Annotated in this window: 17 protein-coding genes and 1 pseudogene; 13 read left to right on the top strand and 5 right to left on the bottom strand. The window is 57.4% G+C overall.

Translation table 11 applies throughout. The features are described 5' to 3' along the window. Position 1 precedes the first annotated feature (1 nt). Entirely contained in the window at positions 2-1,609 is a 1,608-nt protein-coding gene (locus tag K5Q35_RS05710; protein WP_220798813.1) for an ABC transporter substrate-binding protein, read from the bottom strand. A gap of 137 nt (positions 1,610-1,746) precedes the next feature. Here K5Q35_RS05710 and K5Q35_RS05705 point away from each other — a divergent pair, with 137 nt between their 5' ends. The 9 genes from K5Q35_RS05705 (at position 1,747) to K5Q35_RS05665 (ending at position 10,136) form a co-directional block, all read left to right on the top strand. Next, positions 1,747-2,649 (top strand): LysR family transcriptional regulator, encoded by a 903-nt coding sequence (locus tag K5Q35_RS05705; protein WP_220798812.1) that lies wholly within the window; start codon positions 1,747-1,749, stop codon positions 2,647-2,649. A 155-nt stretch (positions 2,650-2,804) separates the two neighbouring features. Beyond that, complete coding sequence (locus tag K5Q35_RS05700) at positions 2,805-3,920, top strand: BMP family ABC transporter substrate-binding protein (RefSeq protein ID WP_220798811.1); 1,116 nt, start codon at positions 2,805-2,807, stop codon at positions 3,918-3,920. Positions 3,921-3,923: 3 nt separating this feature from the next. Then, the gene (locus K5Q35_RS05695) at positions 3,924-5,027 is read left to right on the top strand and encodes an ABC transporter permease (protein ID WP_220798810.1); all 1,104 of its coding nucleotides are present in this window, start codon (positions 3,924-3,926) and stop codon (positions 5,025-5,027) included. Beyond that, entirely contained in the window at positions 5,027-5,950 is a 924-nt protein-coding gene (locus K5Q35_RS05690; RefSeq protein ID WP_220798809.1) for an ABC transporter permease, read from the top strand. The genes K5Q35_RS05695 and K5Q35_RS05690 overlap by 1 nt, the downstream gene beginning before the upstream one ends. 12 nt (positions 5,951-5,962) lie before the next feature. After that, entirely contained in the window at positions 5,963-6,979 is a 1,017-nt protein-coding gene (locus tag K5Q35_RS05685) for a formamidase (RefSeq protein WP_220798808.1), read from the top strand. After that, a complete protein-coding gene (locus tag K5Q35_RS05680) occupies positions 6,976-7,650 on the top strand; it encodes a cysteine hydrolase family protein (RefSeq protein ID WP_220798807.1) in 675 nt (224 codons plus the stop codon). The genes K5Q35_RS05685 and K5Q35_RS05680 overlap by 4 nt, the downstream gene beginning before the upstream one ends. After that, a complete protein-coding gene (locus K5Q35_RS05675; protein WP_220798806.1) occupies positions 7,647-9,143 on the top strand; it encodes an ABC transporter ATP-binding protein in 1,497 nt (498 codons plus the stop codon). The genes K5Q35_RS05680 and K5Q35_RS05675 overlap by 4 nt, the downstream gene beginning before the upstream one ends. After that, entirely contained in the window at positions 9,143-9,811 is a 669-nt protein-coding gene (locus tag K5Q35_RS05670; protein WP_220799131.1) for a cysteine hydrolase family protein, read from the top strand. Before K5Q35_RS05675 ends, K5Q35_RS05670 begins: the two co-directional genes overlap by 1 nt. Continuing rightward, positions 9,804-10,136 carry a cupin domain-containing protein gene (locus tag K5Q35_RS05665; protein WP_013963782.1) on the top strand — a complete coding sequence of 111 codons (333 nt, stop codon included), beginning with the start codon at positions 9,804-9,806 and terminating at the stop codon, positions 10,134-10,136. Before K5Q35_RS05670 ends, K5Q35_RS05665 begins: the two co-directional genes overlap by 8 nt. Positions 10,137-10,539: 403 nt before the next feature. On the opposite strand, the gene K5Q35_RS05660 is transcribed toward K5Q35_RS05665, so the two are convergent. After that, positions 10,540-11,199, bottom strand: coding sequence for a hypothetical protein (locus tag K5Q35_RS05660; protein ID WP_220798805.1), 660 nt, complete (start codon positions 11,197-11,199; stop codon positions 10,540-10,542). 132 nt (positions 11,200-11,331) lie between these two features. Here K5Q35_RS05660 and K5Q35_RS05655 point away from each other — a divergent pair, with 132 nt between their 5' ends. Further along, a complete protein-coding gene (locus K5Q35_RS05655; RefSeq protein ID WP_220798804.1) occupies positions 11,332-11,793 on the top strand; it encodes a hypothetical protein in 462 nt (153 codons plus the stop codon). A 482-nt stretch (positions 11,794-12,275) separates the two neighbouring features. On the opposite strand, the pseudogene K5Q35_RS05650 reads toward K5Q35_RS05655, so the two are convergent. From K5Q35_RS05650 to K5Q35_RS05640, 3 genes and pseudogenes are all read right to left on the bottom strand, one after another. Further along, positions 12,276-13,775 (bottom strand): annotated as a pseudogene (locus tag K5Q35_RS05650) (IS1182 family transposase). Positions 13,776-14,109: 334 nt separating this feature from the next. After that, positions 14,110-14,520, bottom strand: a complete 411-nt coding sequence (locus tag K5Q35_RS05645) for a carboxymuconolactone decarboxylase family protein (RefSeq protein ID WP_220798803.1) — start codon at positions 14,518-14,520, stop codon at positions 14,110-14,112. Between the two features lie 13 nt (positions 14,521-14,533). Next, complete coding sequence (locus K5Q35_RS05640; protein ID WP_013963777.1) at positions 14,534-15,445, bottom strand: LysR family transcriptional regulator; 912 nt, start codon at positions 15,443-15,445, stop codon at positions 14,534-14,536. A gap of 131 nt (positions 15,446-15,576) precedes the next feature. Here K5Q35_RS05640 and K5Q35_RS22850 point away from each other — a divergent pair, with 131 nt between their 5' ends. The 3 genes from K5Q35_RS22850 (at position 15,577) to K5Q35_RS05625 (ending at position 16,737) form a co-directional block, all read left to right on the top strand. Further along, complete coding sequence (locus K5Q35_RS22850; protein ID WP_308443342.1) at positions 15,577-15,801, top strand: DUF1127 domain-containing protein; 225 nt, start codon at positions 15,577-15,579, stop codon at positions 15,799-15,801. Between the two features lie 91 nt (positions 15,802-15,892). Continuing rightward, positions 15,893-16,006: a DUF1127 domain-containing protein gene (locus tag K5Q35_RS22625; RefSeq protein WP_259650477.1), complete on the top strand. Its 114-nt coding sequence runs from the start codon at positions 15,893-15,895 to the stop codon at positions 16,004-16,006. 179 nt (positions 16,007-16,185) lie between these two features. Next, on the top strand, positions 16,186-16,737 hold the full coding sequence (locus tag K5Q35_RS05625) for a GNAT family N-acetyltransferase (protein WP_220798801.1): 552 nt from the start codon (positions 16,186-16,188) through the stop codon (positions 16,735-16,737). Positions 16,738-17,246 lie beyond the last annotated feature (509 nt).

Below are 17,246 nucleotides of genomic sequence, written 5' to 3'. Positions count from 1 at the left end.
CCTAGACAGCGCTGAGAACGCGGACGTCGAGCTGGCGGTGGAACCAGAATTCGTATCCTTCGGCCCCATTGGTGGCAACGTTCAGCGCTGGTTGGTACAGCGGGATGCGCGGCAGCTCATCCAGAGCGATCTCAAACATACGCTGGATTTGCGGCGCATATTCCGGATCATCCATCGGCATATGGAGGGTGGCGTCGACCAGCGCCTCGATCTCTTCGTTGCGGTAATTCGATGAGTTGAACAAGTGCCCGTCCTTGTAGGCCCAGAAGAAGTAGTAATCGGGCGTGTTCAGCCAGCCGCCAAAGTTTTCCAGATGCAGCGGCAAGCGCTTTTCAACCAGAACGGCGGTGCGCCAATTGGCGCCGGGGATCTTCTCAATCGTGACGTTGATCCCGATCTTGCCGAGCGCTTCTTGCACGAGCAATGCGGTCGGTTCCATCCACGATGCCAGATCGAGGCTGATCGACAACGGGACGTCGAACCCGTCCGCGTAGGCGGATTTCGCCATGTGCTCTTTGGCTTTGTCCAGATCGGTGAAATATTGCGTCTTGCGCGGCCAAGCGATGTCGGTGATCTCTTCTGAGCCACCCCAAAGTGGCAAGCCTCGCCCGAACGCTGCGGCTTGGAAGATGTCCTCGTAAGGCACCGCATAGGCAATGGCCTTGCGCACGTCGGGGTCCTGAAACGGCTCGAACGAGAAGTTCGGGCAGAGGCAGTGAATGCAGTTTTCCACCGGGGTCGAGAACACATCGAGCGTGTCGGCAAGCTCTGCTGCGTCCTTGTCGGGGATGTTGAAGGCGACCTGCACGTCACCGCGCTCGATCAGGGCGCGCCGTGTGGCTGGGCTTGGCACCTCGCGGATTACAACGCGCTTGGTGGCGGGCAATGGTCCGCCGACCCAGTCATCGTTGCGTTCATAAACCAGTTGCTCGCCGGGATTCCAGCGCGCGACTTTATAGGCCCCGGACCCGGCCGGTGTCGTGTGCAGATACTCCAGCGCCCAAGGATCGTCTTCGGTGGCATTGGCCACAGCCTCGGCCGAGTTGATGATGTAGGGCACCGGCACGGCCAAATCAGGGATGGTCAGTTTGGATGGACGGTCGAGCTTGATCACAAAGGTCTCGTCATCCACGGCCACGAATTGCTCGGGGCGTTCCAGCCCGCCTGCCTTCATCTGAACTGTTGGGAAGCCGCCCACTGACACCGCTCGGTCAAAAGACCATTTCACGTCTGCCGCGGTCACTTTTCGGCCATCCCAGAAGGTCGCGTTGGATTTCAGCTTGAAGGTCAGCGTCAGGCCGTCGTCGGATTCGGTCCAGCTTTCTGCCAGTTCCGGCTCCACCACCGTGTAGTCATAGGACAACCCGTTACCTGGCACCTCCTTTGTGCCGAATGTCAGCAGACGGTCATAGCAATTGATGCCAACCTGATAGGAGGCGCGGCTTGTCCCGGTACGGTGCAGATCAAGGCTGTTGATCGTGGCTCCGGTCACCACAACCAGCGTGTCACTGCCCTGCGCCGAGGCAGGCAACGCGCGCAAAAGCGGCAGCATTGATGCGCCGGCAGCGCCCATTTTCAGGAAGCTACGTCTCGAAGTCTGATCAGTCATGTGAACCCCTCACTGTTGGTGCCGCGCCGAGCGACTCGCATTTCCAGGAAGGTTGCGATGGAAAAGCGTTCACTTCTAATGCTATAAAAGAATATAACCGGTGCAAAATTTGCATCGGCCTGGGGAAATTGCTTTATATGAAGTATTTGCGAACCTTTGAGCTCATTGAGGCGGTCGTGCGCGCGGGCTCAATCAGAAAAGCGGCAGAGGACACCAACCTGACAGCGTCGGCGCTCAACCGTCGCATCCAAGGGTTCGAGCAGGAATTTGGCTGGCCAATCTTTGAACGCCTGCCGCGTGGCATGCGGTTGAATCCGGCGGGCGAGTTGCTGATGCAACATATCCGACTGCAACGCACCGATTTGGCCCGCGTCCAAAGTCAGGTGGCTGATCTGTCAGGCGAGCGGCGCGGACATATATCGATCGCCTGTTCACAGGCGTTGTTACCGTATTTTCTGCCGCAGCAGATTGCAATTTACCGGGCCAATCATCCCGGCGTGACCTTTTCGATCAATGTGCGTGATCGTGTGCAGGCGGAACGTGATCTGGCCACTTACAGCAGCGATCTTGCCCTCGTGTTCGAGCCCGTTCATCTGGTCGAATTTGATGTGCTCTACGCCCTCCCGCAACGGGTGCATGCTGTCTATTCAAAAGACAGTCCGCTTGGGAAAGGGCCGACCTTGCGATTGCGCGATTGCCTGAACCACCGACTTATCCTGCCGACCTCTGCTTACGGGGTGCGCAACCTTCTGGAACTTGCCGCCACCTCGATCGGACGCACGCTGGCGCCGACGCTGGAGACAGAGTCCTTTGACCTGATCCGCCATTACGTGTTGCAGGAAGATGCTGTGGGGTTTCAGATTCCGATTGGCCTGAAACCGCCTCAAGAGGCCGGGTTTGGGCACAGGCCGCTGGCGGAACGCGACGTCCGGCCGGGGCAGCTGTTATTGGGGCAAATGAAGGGGCGTGCGCTGCCAGTTGCCTCTGCCAAATTCGGACAGCAGCTTGTTGCAGCGCTTGAAGCGCTTGTCGCCCAGTAGCGCGCATCTCACTGATGCATTTTTTGCATCGTAACGGTGAATTATTAGCAGAAGACAACAGCGCTTCTCTCCTTGCATCCTAGGCAAGATCCAAACCGGGCGTTGCGAGATGTCTGCGCAGCCGGGCCATACATCGCGTTGAAGGAGCATTTCTCATGTCATTCTCACCCCTGTCGCGTCGCGGCTTTCTTAAGGGCACCGCCGTTTTGGCCAGTGCCGCCACCGTGCCCCAGCTGGGCTTTGCCGACGGCCACAGCCCTTTGACTATTGGCTTCATCTATGTTGGACCGAAAGACGATTTTGGTTACAATCAGGCCCATGCCGAGGGTGCCGCCGCCGTGAAAGCGATGGAGGGCGTCATCGTCGTCGAGGAAGAAAAAGTGGCCGAGACCATCGACGTACAGAAATCCATGGAATCGATGATCAATTTCGACGATGCCAAACTGCTCTTTCCGACCTCATTTGGCTATTTTGACCCGCATGTGCTGGCGGTTGCCCCCAAACATCCCGATGTGCGGTTCCAGCACGCAGCCGGGCTTTGGACGGACGGTATGCCCACCAATGTCGGCTCTTATTTCGGCTATATTGGCATGGGGCAGTATCTGAATGGCATTGCCGCCGGGCACGCCACCAAAACCAAGAAAATCGGATTTGTCGCAGCGAAACCGATCCCGCAGGTGCTGCTGAACATCAACTCTTTCCTTCTGGGCGCGCGGCAGGTCGATCCTGAGATCACCTGTCAGGTCATCTTTACGGGCGAATGGTCACTGGCGGTCAAAGAGGCGGAGGCCACCAATGCCCTCGCCGATGCGGGCTGCGATGTGATCACCTGCCATGTGGACGGACCCAAAGTGGTGATGGAAACCGCCGCCGGGCGCGATTGTTTTGTGTGCGGCTACCATGCCAACCAGTCGCCGCTGGCACCCGAGAAGTACCTGACCGGGGCCGAATGGAACTGGGCGGGCGTCTACACGGGCATGGTGCAGACCGTGCTGGACGACGGCACCATCGACAACTTTGTGCGCGGCGGTTTGGCCGACGGCTTCATCAAGATGTCCCCGCTTGGCTCTGCAGTTTCAGACGCGTCCCGCGCTCAGTTTGAAGCCGTGAAGGCTGAGATCATGGCCGGAGGGTTCGCAGCCATCAAAGGCCCTCTGAAAGACAACACCGGCAACGTGATCGCGGCCGCGGGCGAAGGCTTTGCCGAGGATGACATCGCCTTGGAGAGCATGGATTATCTGGTCGAGGGCGTGATCGGCTCGACCTCCTGATCAATGACATTGCCTGTCTCAGACACTGCTCCTGCACGGCCTGCTGTTGGCTGGGCCGGGCTTGCGCGCCGGGCGGAGGCCGTTGTCTTGCCCATTGGCGCATTGCTGGCGGGCTTTGCCGCCTTTAGCCTGTTTTTGCTGCTGCAAGACAAGTCACCGGCGGATTTCTTCGCGCTGGTCTACCGCGCGGGCTTCGGCACCGCGTTTTCGTGGGAAAACACCCTGTCGCGCGCCGCACCTTTATTGCTGGCCGCCTTGTGCGTGGCCTTGCCCGCGCGACTGGGTCTGGTGGTTATCGGCGGCGAGGGCGCGATTGTGCTGGGCGGCGTCGGTGCGGGGTTTGCCGGAGCTCTGTTGGCCGGAACACCGGCGCTCATCGCCCTTCCTGCCATGCTGCTGACCGCCATGGTGATCGGCGCGGTTTGGATCGGGGCCATTGGCGTTTTGCGACATTATCGCGGCGTGAACGAGACCATTGCCAGCCTTCTCATGGCCTACATCGCGATTGCGCTGATGAACCATATGGTCGAGGGACCCTTGCGCGATCCGGCGAGCCTGAACAAGCCGTCCACAGAACCCTTGGTTGATGCTTTGCGGGTCGGCACGCTCCCCGGCTGGGACGTGCATTGGGGTCTGGCCTTTGGCGTTATCGCCTGCGTGCTGGTCTGGATTTTGATCGACAAAACCACATGGGGCTTTGCTGCGCGCATCGCGGGCGGCAATGTCCGCGCAGCGCAGGTACAGGGTCTGCCCGTGGGCAGGTTGATCGTGGGCTTCACCGCTTTGGGCGGGGCTTTTGCGGGCATGGCCGGGTTTTTCGAAGTTTCGGCGGTACATGGCTCTGCCAATGCCAGCCTCGCGGGCGGCTACGGTTACACGGGCATCCTGATCGCCTTCCTTGCGCGGCACAATCCGCTGGCCATCATCCCGGTCGCAATCCTGCTGGCCGGATTTGAAGCCTCATCGGGCCTGGTGCAGCGCCGCATGGACCTGCCGGATGCGACTGTGCTGGTGCTGCAAGGCTTTGTGTTCATGTCAATTCTAATGTCTGAGACGCTCTACGGCCGTTTCAAGCTCTTCGCGCCTGAGCGCTGGAGGGCCGCCTGATGGAAACGGATCTGGGCTATTGGATCATCCCGCTTGCCATTCTTGGCGGCGCGATCCGGGTGTCGACGCCGTTCCTGTTTGTCAGCCTTGGTGAGGCGCTGACCGAGCGTTCCGGCCGGATCAATTTAGGCCTGGAAGGCACGCTCGTCTTCGGGGCGATGTCGGGCTACGCGCTTGCCTATCTGACCGGCTCGCCCTGGCTTGGCGTGTTGGCAGCGGCCATGTCCGGCGCGCTGTTCGGGCTGGTGCACGGCGTCATATGCTCCCTGCCGCGCGTCAACGACATCGCGGTGGGCATCGCCATGATGATCCTCGGCATGGGGCTGGCGTTTTACTTTGGCAAACCTTTCGTGCAGCCCGTGGCCTCGGATTTGCCCGCGATCAGCTTTGGGTGGTGGTCCGACATTCCGCAGGTCCGCGCCGCTCTGGAAGTCAATGTGTTGTTCCTGATCGGCGCGGCTTTGGCCGTTCTGTTGTGGTGGATGCTGCGCACCACGCGGGTCGGTTTGACCCTGCGCGTTGTCGGCGACAGCACGGATGCCGCGCGCGCCATGGGCCTGCGCCCAGCCCTGATCCGCACCTGCGCGACCGCAGTTGGCGGGGCTTTTGCCGGTGTCGGCGGAGCTTATCTGTCGCTCTACTACCCGGGAAGTTGGAATGAAGGGATATCCTCCGGCCAAGGTCTGATGGCAGTCGCCTTGGTGATTTTCGCGCGCTGGAACCCGCTGGCCTGCTTTGGTGCGGCGTTGCTGTTTGGAGGCGCTGGTGCACTTGGGCCGGTGCTGCAATCGGTGGGTGTCTCGGAAGGGTACTACTTGTTTTTCGCCGCACCCTACGTGCTGACCTTGGGTGTTTTGATCGCAACCTCCTCCCCCACCCGCGCCATGACCGGCGCGCCGGGGGAGTTGAGTATAACCAAATAGGGAGACGCAGCTATGAACGGACTTGGAGGCTTGAACAAATCGCCAAACGGCGTTGTGATCGGCTTGGTGCAATTGAAACTGCCCGTGGTCGAAACCCCCGCCGATCTGGCCACCCAAACCGCCCGCATCGTCGAGATGACCGCCAAGGCGCGGCGCAACATGGGTACGATGGACCTGGTGGTCTTCCCCGAATATGCGCTGCATGGGCTGTCGATGGACATCAACCCTGAGATCATGTGCACGATGGACGGCCCCGAGGTCGCCGCCTTCAAGCAAGCCTGCACCGACAACGACATTTGGGGCTGCTTTTCGATCATGGAGGCGAACCCCGGTGGCATGCCCTATAACGTGGGCCTGATCATCGACAATCTGGGCGAGGTGCAGCTTTATTACCGCAAGATGCACCCTTGGGTGCCGGTCGAGCCCTGGGAGCCTGGCGACGGTGGCATACCCGTTATAGAGGGGCCAAACGGGTGCAAACTGTCCCTAATCATTTGCCACGACGGTATGTTCCCCGAAATGGCGCGGGAGGCGGCCTATAAGGGCGCCGAGATCATGCTGCGCACCGCAGGTTATACCGCGCCGATTCGGGACAGTTGGCAATTCACCAACCAATCCAACGCCTTCTGCAACCTCATGGTCACCGCCAATGTCTGCATGTGCGGCAGCGACGGCACGTTTGACAGCATGGGCGAGGGCATGATCTGCAACTTCGACGGGTCCATCATTGCGCATGGCACTTCGGGTCGCGCAGATGAGATCATCACCGCCGAGGTCCGCCCTGATCTGGTGCGCGAGGCGCGGATAAACTGGGGGGTAGAGAATAACATTTACCAATTCGGGCATCGTGGCTATGTGGCCGTCAAGGGCGGCGCGCAGGATTGCCCATACACTTACATGACCGATTTGGCGGCGGGTCAGTATCGCCTGCCGTGGGAGGACGAGGTGATGGTCACCGACGGCAGCGGCTTCGGCTTTGACGCCCCAACCCGCGTGTTCAACTCTCCAAAATCAGAGGCCGCGGAATGACCATCCAAGCCAACCCCTATGCATGGCCCTATAACGGTGATCTCAGGCCCGAAAACACCGCGCTGATGATCATCGACATGCAGACAGATTTCTGCGGTGAAGGCGGGTATGTCGACAAGATGGGCTATGATCTGTCGATGACCCAAGCGCCCATTGAGCCGATCAAGGCAGTGTTGAAGGCCATGCGCGCCGGGGGCTACCACATCATTCACACCCGCGAAGGGCACCGCGCTGATCTGACGGATTTGCCTGCGAATAAACGCTGGCGGTCGCGGCAGATCGGGGCGGGCATTGGTGATCCGGGGCCTTGCGGCAAGATCCTCGTGCGTGGCGAAGCGGGTTGGGACATAGTCCCGGAACTGTACCCGCAAGACGGCGAGCCGATCATCGACAAGCCCGGCAAGGGCAGTTTCTACGCCACTGACCTGGAGATGATCCTGCGCACGCGCGGCATTGAGAACATCATCCTGACCGGGATCACCACCGATGTCTGCGTCTCCACCACCATGCGGGAAGGCAACGATCGGGGCTTTGAATGCCTTGTGCTGTCCGATTGTTGCGGGGCAACGGATCAGAGCAATCACGATGCAGCTTTGAAGATGGTCACCATGCAAGGCGGCGTGTTCGGCGCCGTCAGCGACAGCCGCGCGGTTTTGGACCAGTTGCCATGACAGCCATCGGCGTCGAAACCCTGAATATGACGATGAAATTTGGCGGTTTCACGGCGCTGGAGGATTGCTCTATCAAGATCGCGCCCGGCAGTTTTCATGCGCTTTTGGGCGAGAACGGCGCGGGCAAGTCAACGTTGGTGAAATGCATGATGGGGTTTTACCACGCTACCTCTGGCCAGATGCTCGTCGACCAGCGCGAGGCACGTATCAGCGATCCCAAAGCGGCCCATGCGCTTGGGTTGGGCATGGTGTATCAGCATTTCACGCTGGTTCCGTCCCTGACGGTGGCGGAAAACCTTGTGATCAGCCGCGAGGACGCTCCAAACATCATCGACTGGCGGTCCGAACGCGCCGCGTTGCAGGACTTCATGGACGGCATGCCGTTCCGGGTGCCGCTTGACCAGCCGGTGCGCGCTCTTGCGGCCGGCGAGAAGCAGAAGCTTGAAATCCTCAAGCAGCTTTATCTGGGCAGGCGTTTTTTGATACTGGACGAGCCGACCTCCGTGCTGACCCCCGACGAGGCAGACGAAGTGCTCAGTCACATGCGTGCGCTTTGCCGGGACGGTGCGATCTCGGTTCTCATGATCACCCACAAGTTCCGCGAGGTAACGGCCTATGCCGATACGGTCTCCGTCCTGCGGCGTGGCAAGCTGGTGGGCGGAGGCAAGGTCGCTGAGCTAAGCCATGATGATATGGCCGGATTGATGATGGGGGAGGCGCAATTGGCTCAGCCAGCGCACCGCGCTGGCACACGTGGTGCGCCGATATTGGAACTGTCCGGGATCAAAGCCACGGATCGCACCGGGCGCAAGGATATCCGGATCGACAGTTTGCGCGTGCATGCAGTTGAGATCGTCGGTGTCGCCGGAATTTCGGGCAACGGTCAAATGGAGCTGATGGAGATACTCACAGGCCAGCGTCCTTGCCAAAGCGGCGAGATCCGCGTCAAGGGCACGCCCTACATTGCCAGTCGCAGCGAGGCACACCGCCATAACATCCGTTTTCTGCCCGAAGAGCCACTGCATAACGCCTGCGCCCCGCGCATGTCTGTCTGTGACAATATCGCGTTTCGCAGCTTTGACACAGATGGCGGCGTCTGGCTGTCAGGCCGCAACATGCGCGCCCGCGCTTTTGATCTGGTTAACCAATTCAAGGTCAAGACGACTTCCATCAACGCGCCCATCAGCGCGTTGTCTGGTGGCAACGTCCAGCGCACAGTTTTGGCGCGTGAGCTGTCCGGGCAAGTGGATTTACTGATTATCTCCAACCCGTGCTTCGGTCTCGATTTTTCGGCTGTTTCTGAAATACGCGCGCGCATCATGAAGGCGCGAAATGCAGGCGCGGCTGTCTTGATTCTGTCAGAGGACCTTGATGAAATCATGGAACTGACGGACCGCGTGCTGGTCATGTCCGAAGGGGCAATCACGTATGACATGCCGACGGCTGAGGCCGATATCGCGACCATTGGGCACCATATGGGGGGGCACGGGTGATGGTCAAAATCGATGCGGCCTTGCCATTTGTGTTCACCTTCGACCCGGCGACAACGGCGCTTGTGGTGATCGACATGCAACGCGACTTTATAGAGCGCGGAGGGTTTGGCGAGACGCTGGGCAACGACGTCTCGTTGCTTCATGGCATCGTACCGACCGCGTCCGCACTGCTGGCGTTCTGTCGCGGTAAGGGGATCGAAGTGATCCACACACGCGAATGTCACAAGCCGGATTTGTCCGATTTGCCGATGTCAAAACGCGACCGTGGCGCGCCCAGTCTGCGGATTGGTGACCCGGGCCCAATGGGGCGGATCCTGGTGGCGGGTGAAGACGGCGCGGATATTATTCCAGAACTTTACCCAATCGCGGGCGAGCTGGTCATCGATAAACCCGGAAAGGGGGCTTTCTTCGCAACGCCGCTTGGCGACCACCTGCGGCAAAGGGGCATCACCAGCCTGATCTTCGCGGGCGTCACCACCGAAGTCTGTGTTCAAAGCACGATGCGCGAAGCCAATGACCGTGGCTATGATTGCCTGCTGATCGAGGATGCGACCGAAAGCTACTTCCCCTCATTCAAGACGGCCACGCTGGAGATGATCCGCGCGCAAGGCGCCATTGTAGGTTGGACGGCCCAATTCGCCCAGTTGGAGGCAGCTTGGCATGACTGACCCGATTTGCATCTCAGATTTACCAGACCAGATAGCGGATCTTCCCTTTGCACCGTTCCGGGAAGGCGTTGACATTTATCACATAACGCAAGGTGCACCGGCCGTCGCCTTGCTGCGCTATGCGCCGGGTGCACGTATTCCGCTGCACCGCCATGCAGGGCTGGAAACCATTTTTGTGCTTGAAGGCGCGCAATCTGATGAGCGGGGCACCTATCCGAAGGGCTCGCTCGTTGTGAACCCCGTCGGAAGCACACATTCTGTCTGGTCGAATGAGGGCTGTGTTGTTTTGATCCAATGGGAGCGGCCAGTAGAATTTCTGGACTGAACCCTGCCACGAATTCCGTCAAACACAGTAGAACCGCGCGAAACTTGGCGCACGCTAGAATTGCGTGAGCAACGCTGAGCGCACTCTGTGTGGGGCGTGTACTGAACGTCCGTAGCAGCCATCAGAGCAGCCTTCTAGGCAAACTTGTCGAACGGAAGTTTTGTCCCGCGAAGTGTGAATTCACCCTCCATCTGGTTCTGCTTTGCTGTCTTTTAGGGGGGGCCACATCTAACAGCAGTAACGACACGCCAGATGGACGCTCAACTGCGATCAACCATTCGTCGCAATTTTCTTCGCCCCGGGCGGTGTTTGCTGTCTTAATTATCGCCTCGCTAAGTTTCGCATTTTCGTTTTGAATGTGACATTTCAAACGCCCGTCGCGACCTTTCGTCAAACCATCTTTCTAAGCCAAAATGCGTTTTGTCTCATCATTCTCAACGATGATGTCACCCGATGGTAATGCTATTGCTAGCCCAACCTTCACTCGGTTGAGTGCGGTCAATACTGCGGAATACCGTGATTTGAGTTGGACAAAGGTGCGTCCTTTCTCAACATCTTTTGAAAGATGCGGCAGTAAAAACTTGGTTTCCTCTATCGCCGACCAAGGAACATGACTGGCGCTCTCAGTGAATGCAATGCTCATGGCATCGAACCATACCTTGTCTGAATTCAGCTTAACGCCTAGCCGTGTTCCTATTTTGAGTCTCTTTCTGAGAAAGGCATAGTCTGCTCGCTTGCCTAGTACTGCAGGTGGTGGCCCAATCAGGGTATCGAGCGTCGGTTGATGCGTTGGTTGCTTACTGAGAAATTCCCAGTCCGGGTTTTGAAGCCGGCTAAGCCTCAAATCATAGTAAACGCCCCAAGGACTGCGGACAAATTTCAGGCACGTCGAATTGAGCATCTGCAGGTCTTTTGATGCTTCACCCGGTCTACGGATCAGTAGAGCGATAGCTCTTGCCTCGACAGCCTGAGAGACAGAATCGAGCGCATGGCGCCATCTGCCAAGATTGACGGCGGGGTGATAAATTTCTGTTGGAGCAAAGTAGCTTTCATGATCGCGCAAAGTGCTTCCTCAGAAACCAAATCATAAAATCCGGACGCATGATCTGTTTGTGTCATGCTCACTGGCTCGCTGGTTGGCAACAATTAGAGATGGGCGCAGTTTTCATGTGCCCACCACATTTGGAGGAAGAATATGTTTTATGTTTCCAAAGTTCTGGGATGCAACAAACAATCAAGCTGGTACCTGACGAAGAAAACGATTGGTGCACCTATTGCTTTGCTGGCCGCAACCGTCAGTCCGACGGCGACGGAGGTTGCCATCCGTGGCGAATGTAGAAAAACGATTGATAGCGGTTGTACGTTCTCGGCATACGTTGGTTTCAATGCGCCTGCCGGGCACTATATTGTGCGCGATTATATTTTAGCAGGCACCGTTGTGAACTCCGATAATCGCAGAGGTCATAGACCACTCTGCGATCCTCGGGAACCTGATGCAACAGTACCATTTCCTGTTCCGGGAATGGATATCGTGGCTGATCTAAATGTTTCCGGAAAAGCCATCTTGCATGTAGAGAGCGGGAGCGGGTTCGGCGACCTGAATCAGGTTTTCTTTGTTAATTACAAATATACTTACCAAACAAAGCCAATACCTTGATAACTGCAGAAATTGCTATGTTGTGGGCGCTCTGAGGGTGCCCGCGATCACAATATCTACGAATGTTATGGCCCCTCCTCAGATATCCAAGTTTCGCGCAACCTGAACTATTCCCTTGTAATGCTTGAAAGTGCTTTGCGCTCGCAGCGAAGGGCAGCAATGCGAGCTGCTACGGCAGCATTCGATTAGAGTGTCTGACGAAATACCTGAAACATCAAGTATCACGTAAAGCGTTGAAATCTTTGATTTCAGGCAGCGTTACGTGATTCAGGTTTTTCGCATGACGCTTTAGGGCGCTCAGTTTCCGGTATGGGCTGAGGGTGTGTGGAAACTCGCTTGGTTTCTCGACGATGAGGACGTTTCAACCGATTTTGTGGAGGTATCCGGATTTTGGGCCACTTTTGCGCCTTTTGCTCCGGAGAGGGCTGAATCTGCGCACTTGTGACGTTTGCTGCGATACGATTTGAGCTGAGCGCCGCCCATCAGGCCGGAATGGCGGCCAGAAGCCCACGTACACCGATTAGGTTGATCATGCGCTTGATGTTGTAGGCGAGGACATGGAATGCCATCTCGGTGCGGACATTCTTGAGCGTGCGCATCCGGAAGTGCGCCGCCCCCATCCACGCTTTGATCGTGCCGAATGGGTGCTCGACTGTTGAGCGACGCAGTTTCATCAATGTGGGTTCGCGGCTCATGCGGTCGCGCATCTCGTCGACCAGATGTTCGTGTTCCCAACGTGTGATCCGGCGCTCTTTTCCGGTGGTGCAGCGCGCCTTGACCGGGCAGGTCTGACAGACGTTGGTCCAGTAGCGTCGCACGATCAAGCCACCTTCTTCGGTCGTATAGCGGTAAGTCAGCGTCTCGCCTGCCGGGCATCGGTAAAGATCCGCATCCGCGTCATAGGCAAAGTCGGCCTTCACATACATGCCCTTCTTACGGTTGCCCGAAGTCTCGGGCCGGGGGAGGGTCGGGGTGATGCCATCCTCGTGACAGGCCAGGATTTCGCGGCCGCTGAAGTAGCCCTTGTCCACTGCCCGGTAGGGTATTGCGAAGCAATATCCCGAGAGGGAGCCACCGCGCTCATTTCGTCACGTCTGAGAGCGGCCTTTGCCGCCTTGGCCATCGGCGACAGTTGTTCACGGTCGTGCCCGGCATTGATGTCGTGCCCGGCATTGATCAGGTCATGTGTGACAATCAGATGGGTCTCGGTATCCACCGCGGACTGGGCGTTGTAGCCAACAAAACCGCTGCCCTTGGCGCTGTTGGCCATGGAGAGGGCATCCGGATCCGTCAGGGATATCTGACTGTCCGGGCTTTCCCTGAGCGCCTGGCCGATGTCCACCAAGCGTTCGATCTCCTGCCGGATACGCTCGCAGCGTTGTGCCAGATTGGCGACCTTCTCTGCCCGGACCTCACCCTCTTCCTGACGGTCGATCCGGACCATTTCATCGAGGTAGCGCTCGATACTCGCAATCAGATGGGTGGTGCGGCTCGCGATCTTGCCCTTGGTAAAGTTCTTGTCTCGATTATTGTCCGCCTTGAATTTGGAGCCGTCGATGGCAACACAATCCCCCTTCAGCACCCCGATCCGGCGACAGAGTTCGACGAACTGTGCACAAGTTCGCCGAATGGCGGGACCGTTATCGCGGCGAAAATCAGCGAGTGTCTTGTGGTCCGGGACCAATCGCCGCGTCAGCCACATCACCTCAACATTGCGACCAGCCTCCCGCTCCAGCGCGCGGCTGGAGGGCACGCGGTTCAGATAGCCGTAGATAAACAGCTTAAGCAGGACAGATGGGTGATAGCCGGGCCGCCCTGTCCGCGCCGGCGCCGTCCGCAGGAAACCGATCGCCTCAAGGTCGATCTCCTCCACAAAGAGGTCAATCACGCGAACCGGATTGTCCTCGTCGATCCAGTCTTCCAGCCGGTCCGGTAAAAAGCGTCATCTGACTTCGATCTGCACCTTCGATATATCCCGACATGCACGCCTCCTATTCTTGACGAGAAGCATACAACATCCAGAGTTTTCACACACCCTCAGCCCATACCGGATGTGATGGCATCTCGCTGCGTGCGCTTGTAACACAAATAATTCCGCATCCTATTGGACTTTTTTCCGTAGCGCAACGCGCGGACCAGACGTTCGTCCTTCTCGCAGCGAAAATGACGGGCAAGCATCAAGGGGTATGACCTTGCCGTTTTCTGGCCTCGCAGTTCTTGCTGAGACGGTACCTGATTGGAGTGGACCTGTGAACTCAGGTTTCACGCAACAGATGTCCTGATCGCCGCTTTGTATGGGAACTGGGCTTCCACGCCTCAGCTATCTTCTTCGCCAAAAACCTCCAGCGCCGCGTTCAACGCATTGATCGCCGCCGGGAACCCACCATACAGCGCCATTTGCCAGATTACTTCTGCAATCTCTTCTTGCGACAAGCCTGCTTTGCGCCCGCCGGCGATATTCACCTTGAGTTGAGGCATTGTTTGGCCCCCCAAGGCCGTCAGAGCGGCAATGGTTCCCAAGTATCTGTCACGAAGACCAAGGCCAGGCCGTGCGTATTGGCGACCATAGGCGAAATCGACCACACCTTCGGCCATGCCAGGCAACAGATGCCCGTAGCGCGCGTTCAATGCGTCTTCCATCCCCGGGTTAAGGTGCTCGGACAGCTTTCTTCCGATGTCAGTTGTGTTCTTGGTCAAATCGCCACCTCTTCCTTCCTCATCAATCATGTTTCCGCACCGGTTACCCAGTCATCTGATAGTCTCGAACCTCACGAAACCGCCGTACTAGAAAATCCACAAACGCGCGCGTTTTGGGGGCAAGATTACGTTTTTCGGGAAACATCACGACGATATCTGTGCTTGGCGGTGCATACTCCGGCATGACTTGGACGAGCTCGCCTGATTGAAACTTTCGATTTGCCATGTAACAGGGCAGTCGCGCGATTCCGATCCCAGCAAGCGCCGCTCGAAAGACGACATCTGTACTATTTCCCTGAAAGCTGCCTTGGGCTTCAAATCCGTCACAACTGATCGAATCTCCGTCGCTCCACGCGTTCCGTCGGCTGTTCCCGGCAATCCTCAGGCAATTGTGGTGGGCCAGCTCGGCAAAACTTGTCGGCGTTCCCGACCGCTCAAGATAGCTTGGTGCGGCGCACAGCACCCTGCGGCTCTGCATGATGCGCCGGACGACAATATCGGGGTTCTTGCGTTGTTCGGCAAAACATATGGCCACATCAAACCCTTCGCTTTGAAGGTCAATTTCGCGATCCGTCAGATCGAGCGCAACCTGAACCTCCGGATTTTCCTCCATGAAGGCAGGTAACGCAGGAATCAGCTGGGATTTTCCGAAGGCAACGGTGGACGCGACTTTGAGAGTACCGCGCGCGACGCCGTCAAGAGTGTGAATCATCGCCTCGGCCTCTTTGAACTTTTCAGCCATTGCTCTGCATTTTTCGTAGAAGTCCTGGCCTTCTTGCGTTGGCGAAACACCGGTTCTCGTCCGATTCAGCAGGCGGTAATGCACGTGATCCTCAAGAAGACCAATCTGCTTGCTGACGGCTGAAGGCGTCTGCCCCATTGATCTTGCGGCCGCAGAAATGCTTCCCTGTTCCACCACGGTTGCGAAGATCAGCATCTGTGCTGAAATATCCATCTTGTATCGCCTACCTGTTCCAATCTGGCATGGGTCCCTTGCCAAATCGACTAATTGTGAGCGCTACCAAATGCGCGTACTTCTGCACTGCAGCATAAATACTGCACTGCAGCAAGAGACGAGGTAATATCATGGCAATAACACGATCAAATAGTGGGCTGGATGCCGTTTTCGATGCTGGCCGCAAGTTCTTTAATCAAAAAATGGACCACATGCGACGGGCGCAGGCCAAACGTAGGGTCTACCGCGCAACGTATCATGAGTTCTCAGTACTTACCGACCGAGACCTGAGAGACCTTGGTATACCACGCAGCAACATCAAAAGACTGGCGATGGAGGCGGCTTATGGCTGTTAGTACGCAGACGCACAATCACGCTTTCGCCGCACCATTCGCGCTGTTGGTGAGACTCGGCGCAAAAGTACATGCTGGCATAAGGGCGCTTCAAATGGCCCGGATGCTGTCGACGCTTTCAAGCATGAGTGACCACCAGCTTGCGCAGGTCGGCATATCACGATCCGATATCCCGAAATACGCCGCAACGCTCATGGACAACGAATAACGGCCCGGTCCGCAAAGGCGGAACGGGCCTCGAAAAGTGCTGGTTCTCGCTCCTCCCAGAGTAAGTCAGCACGAGCCGCGGCGAAAATCCAACAGGGAGCGCCAACGCAAAGGCCAGCATCCTCACCTCCTCCCGAGGGTGCTGGCCCAAACCATTCTGTCAGGCAGGAGCCCTGCAAAATGAGTGATAGGAGAATCCCACAACATCTGGTCGTCCGCCGTCTCCATTCAGGCGATCAGGAAGATATTTGCGATCATTTCCTTCGCCTGGATGTCCAAACGCGGCGGTCAAGGTTTTGCGGGGCCGCCAGTGACAATGGCGTCTTGAACTACGCGAAAAACATCCTTCGCTACGATAGTATCGTGTGTGGCGCTTTTATCGACGGGCACCTAAAGGGACTGGTGGAGCTGAATGGTCTCTTTCATGCTTGGCCGTCAACGACCGAAGCTGCGTTCTGTGTTGAGACTGAATGGCAAAACATCGGGATCGGCGATGCCTTGTTTGAACACATAATCATCATCGCCCGGAACAGGGGCGTTCGAACAATTCAAATGGTGTGCCTGAAAGAAAACATCCAGATGCGGCATCTTGCGGCGAAACATAACGCGCGGCTCGTATTTGACGCGGACGCCGTTGAAGCCGTCTTGCACCCTAGCTGGCCCACACCGAGCTCTGTTGTAAAAGAGATCCTTGCGGGAACTAGGGAATACTCACATCTGTTTTTTAGGTAGGCGGTAAAGTACCGCCGACGCAAAGCAGTTGCCGAATGGTTACGGTGGCCTCATCCAAACTGACGTTCGCTGCATCGCGCATGAACATGCGAAACGCGTGACAGTTTTCCTTCGATCGAATGACCGGTTTATGAAAATCGGTGTGCTCAGTTCACCCAGCCCGTAGCCAGTGTTTTTCCCAATTGGAATGACCAGAAGCCTTTGCCAATTCTATCCTACGGCTCGGATCAATAGGCACATGCCGAAACGCGGTAACCCATCCGGCAGTCGTTTTCCCAGCGACGGCATGGCAGGCTGCGCTGGTGCCTGTTTGAACGACATGACGCGCTGGTGTGTCGTCGACATAGCCTGAGCACCTGACACTGCCGGGGTTCAGAATCATACGGCCATCAGGTAAGTCCATTCGACGTGGTAGATGAGAATGGCCACATAGCAGGGGGCTCGCCTTGACGCCGTATGCCTCGCTCGCAGCTTCGTTACGCGATCTGAGGATAACTTCGCCTTCTGAC

It is taken from the genome of Roseobacter sp. OBYS 0001, assembly GCF_019654895.1.
GTDB lineage: Bacteria > Pseudomonadota > Alphaproteobacteria > Rhodobacterales > Rhodobacteraceae > Roseobacter > Roseobacter litoralis.
This window is presented reverse-complemented; position numbering and strand designations above follow the sequence as displayed.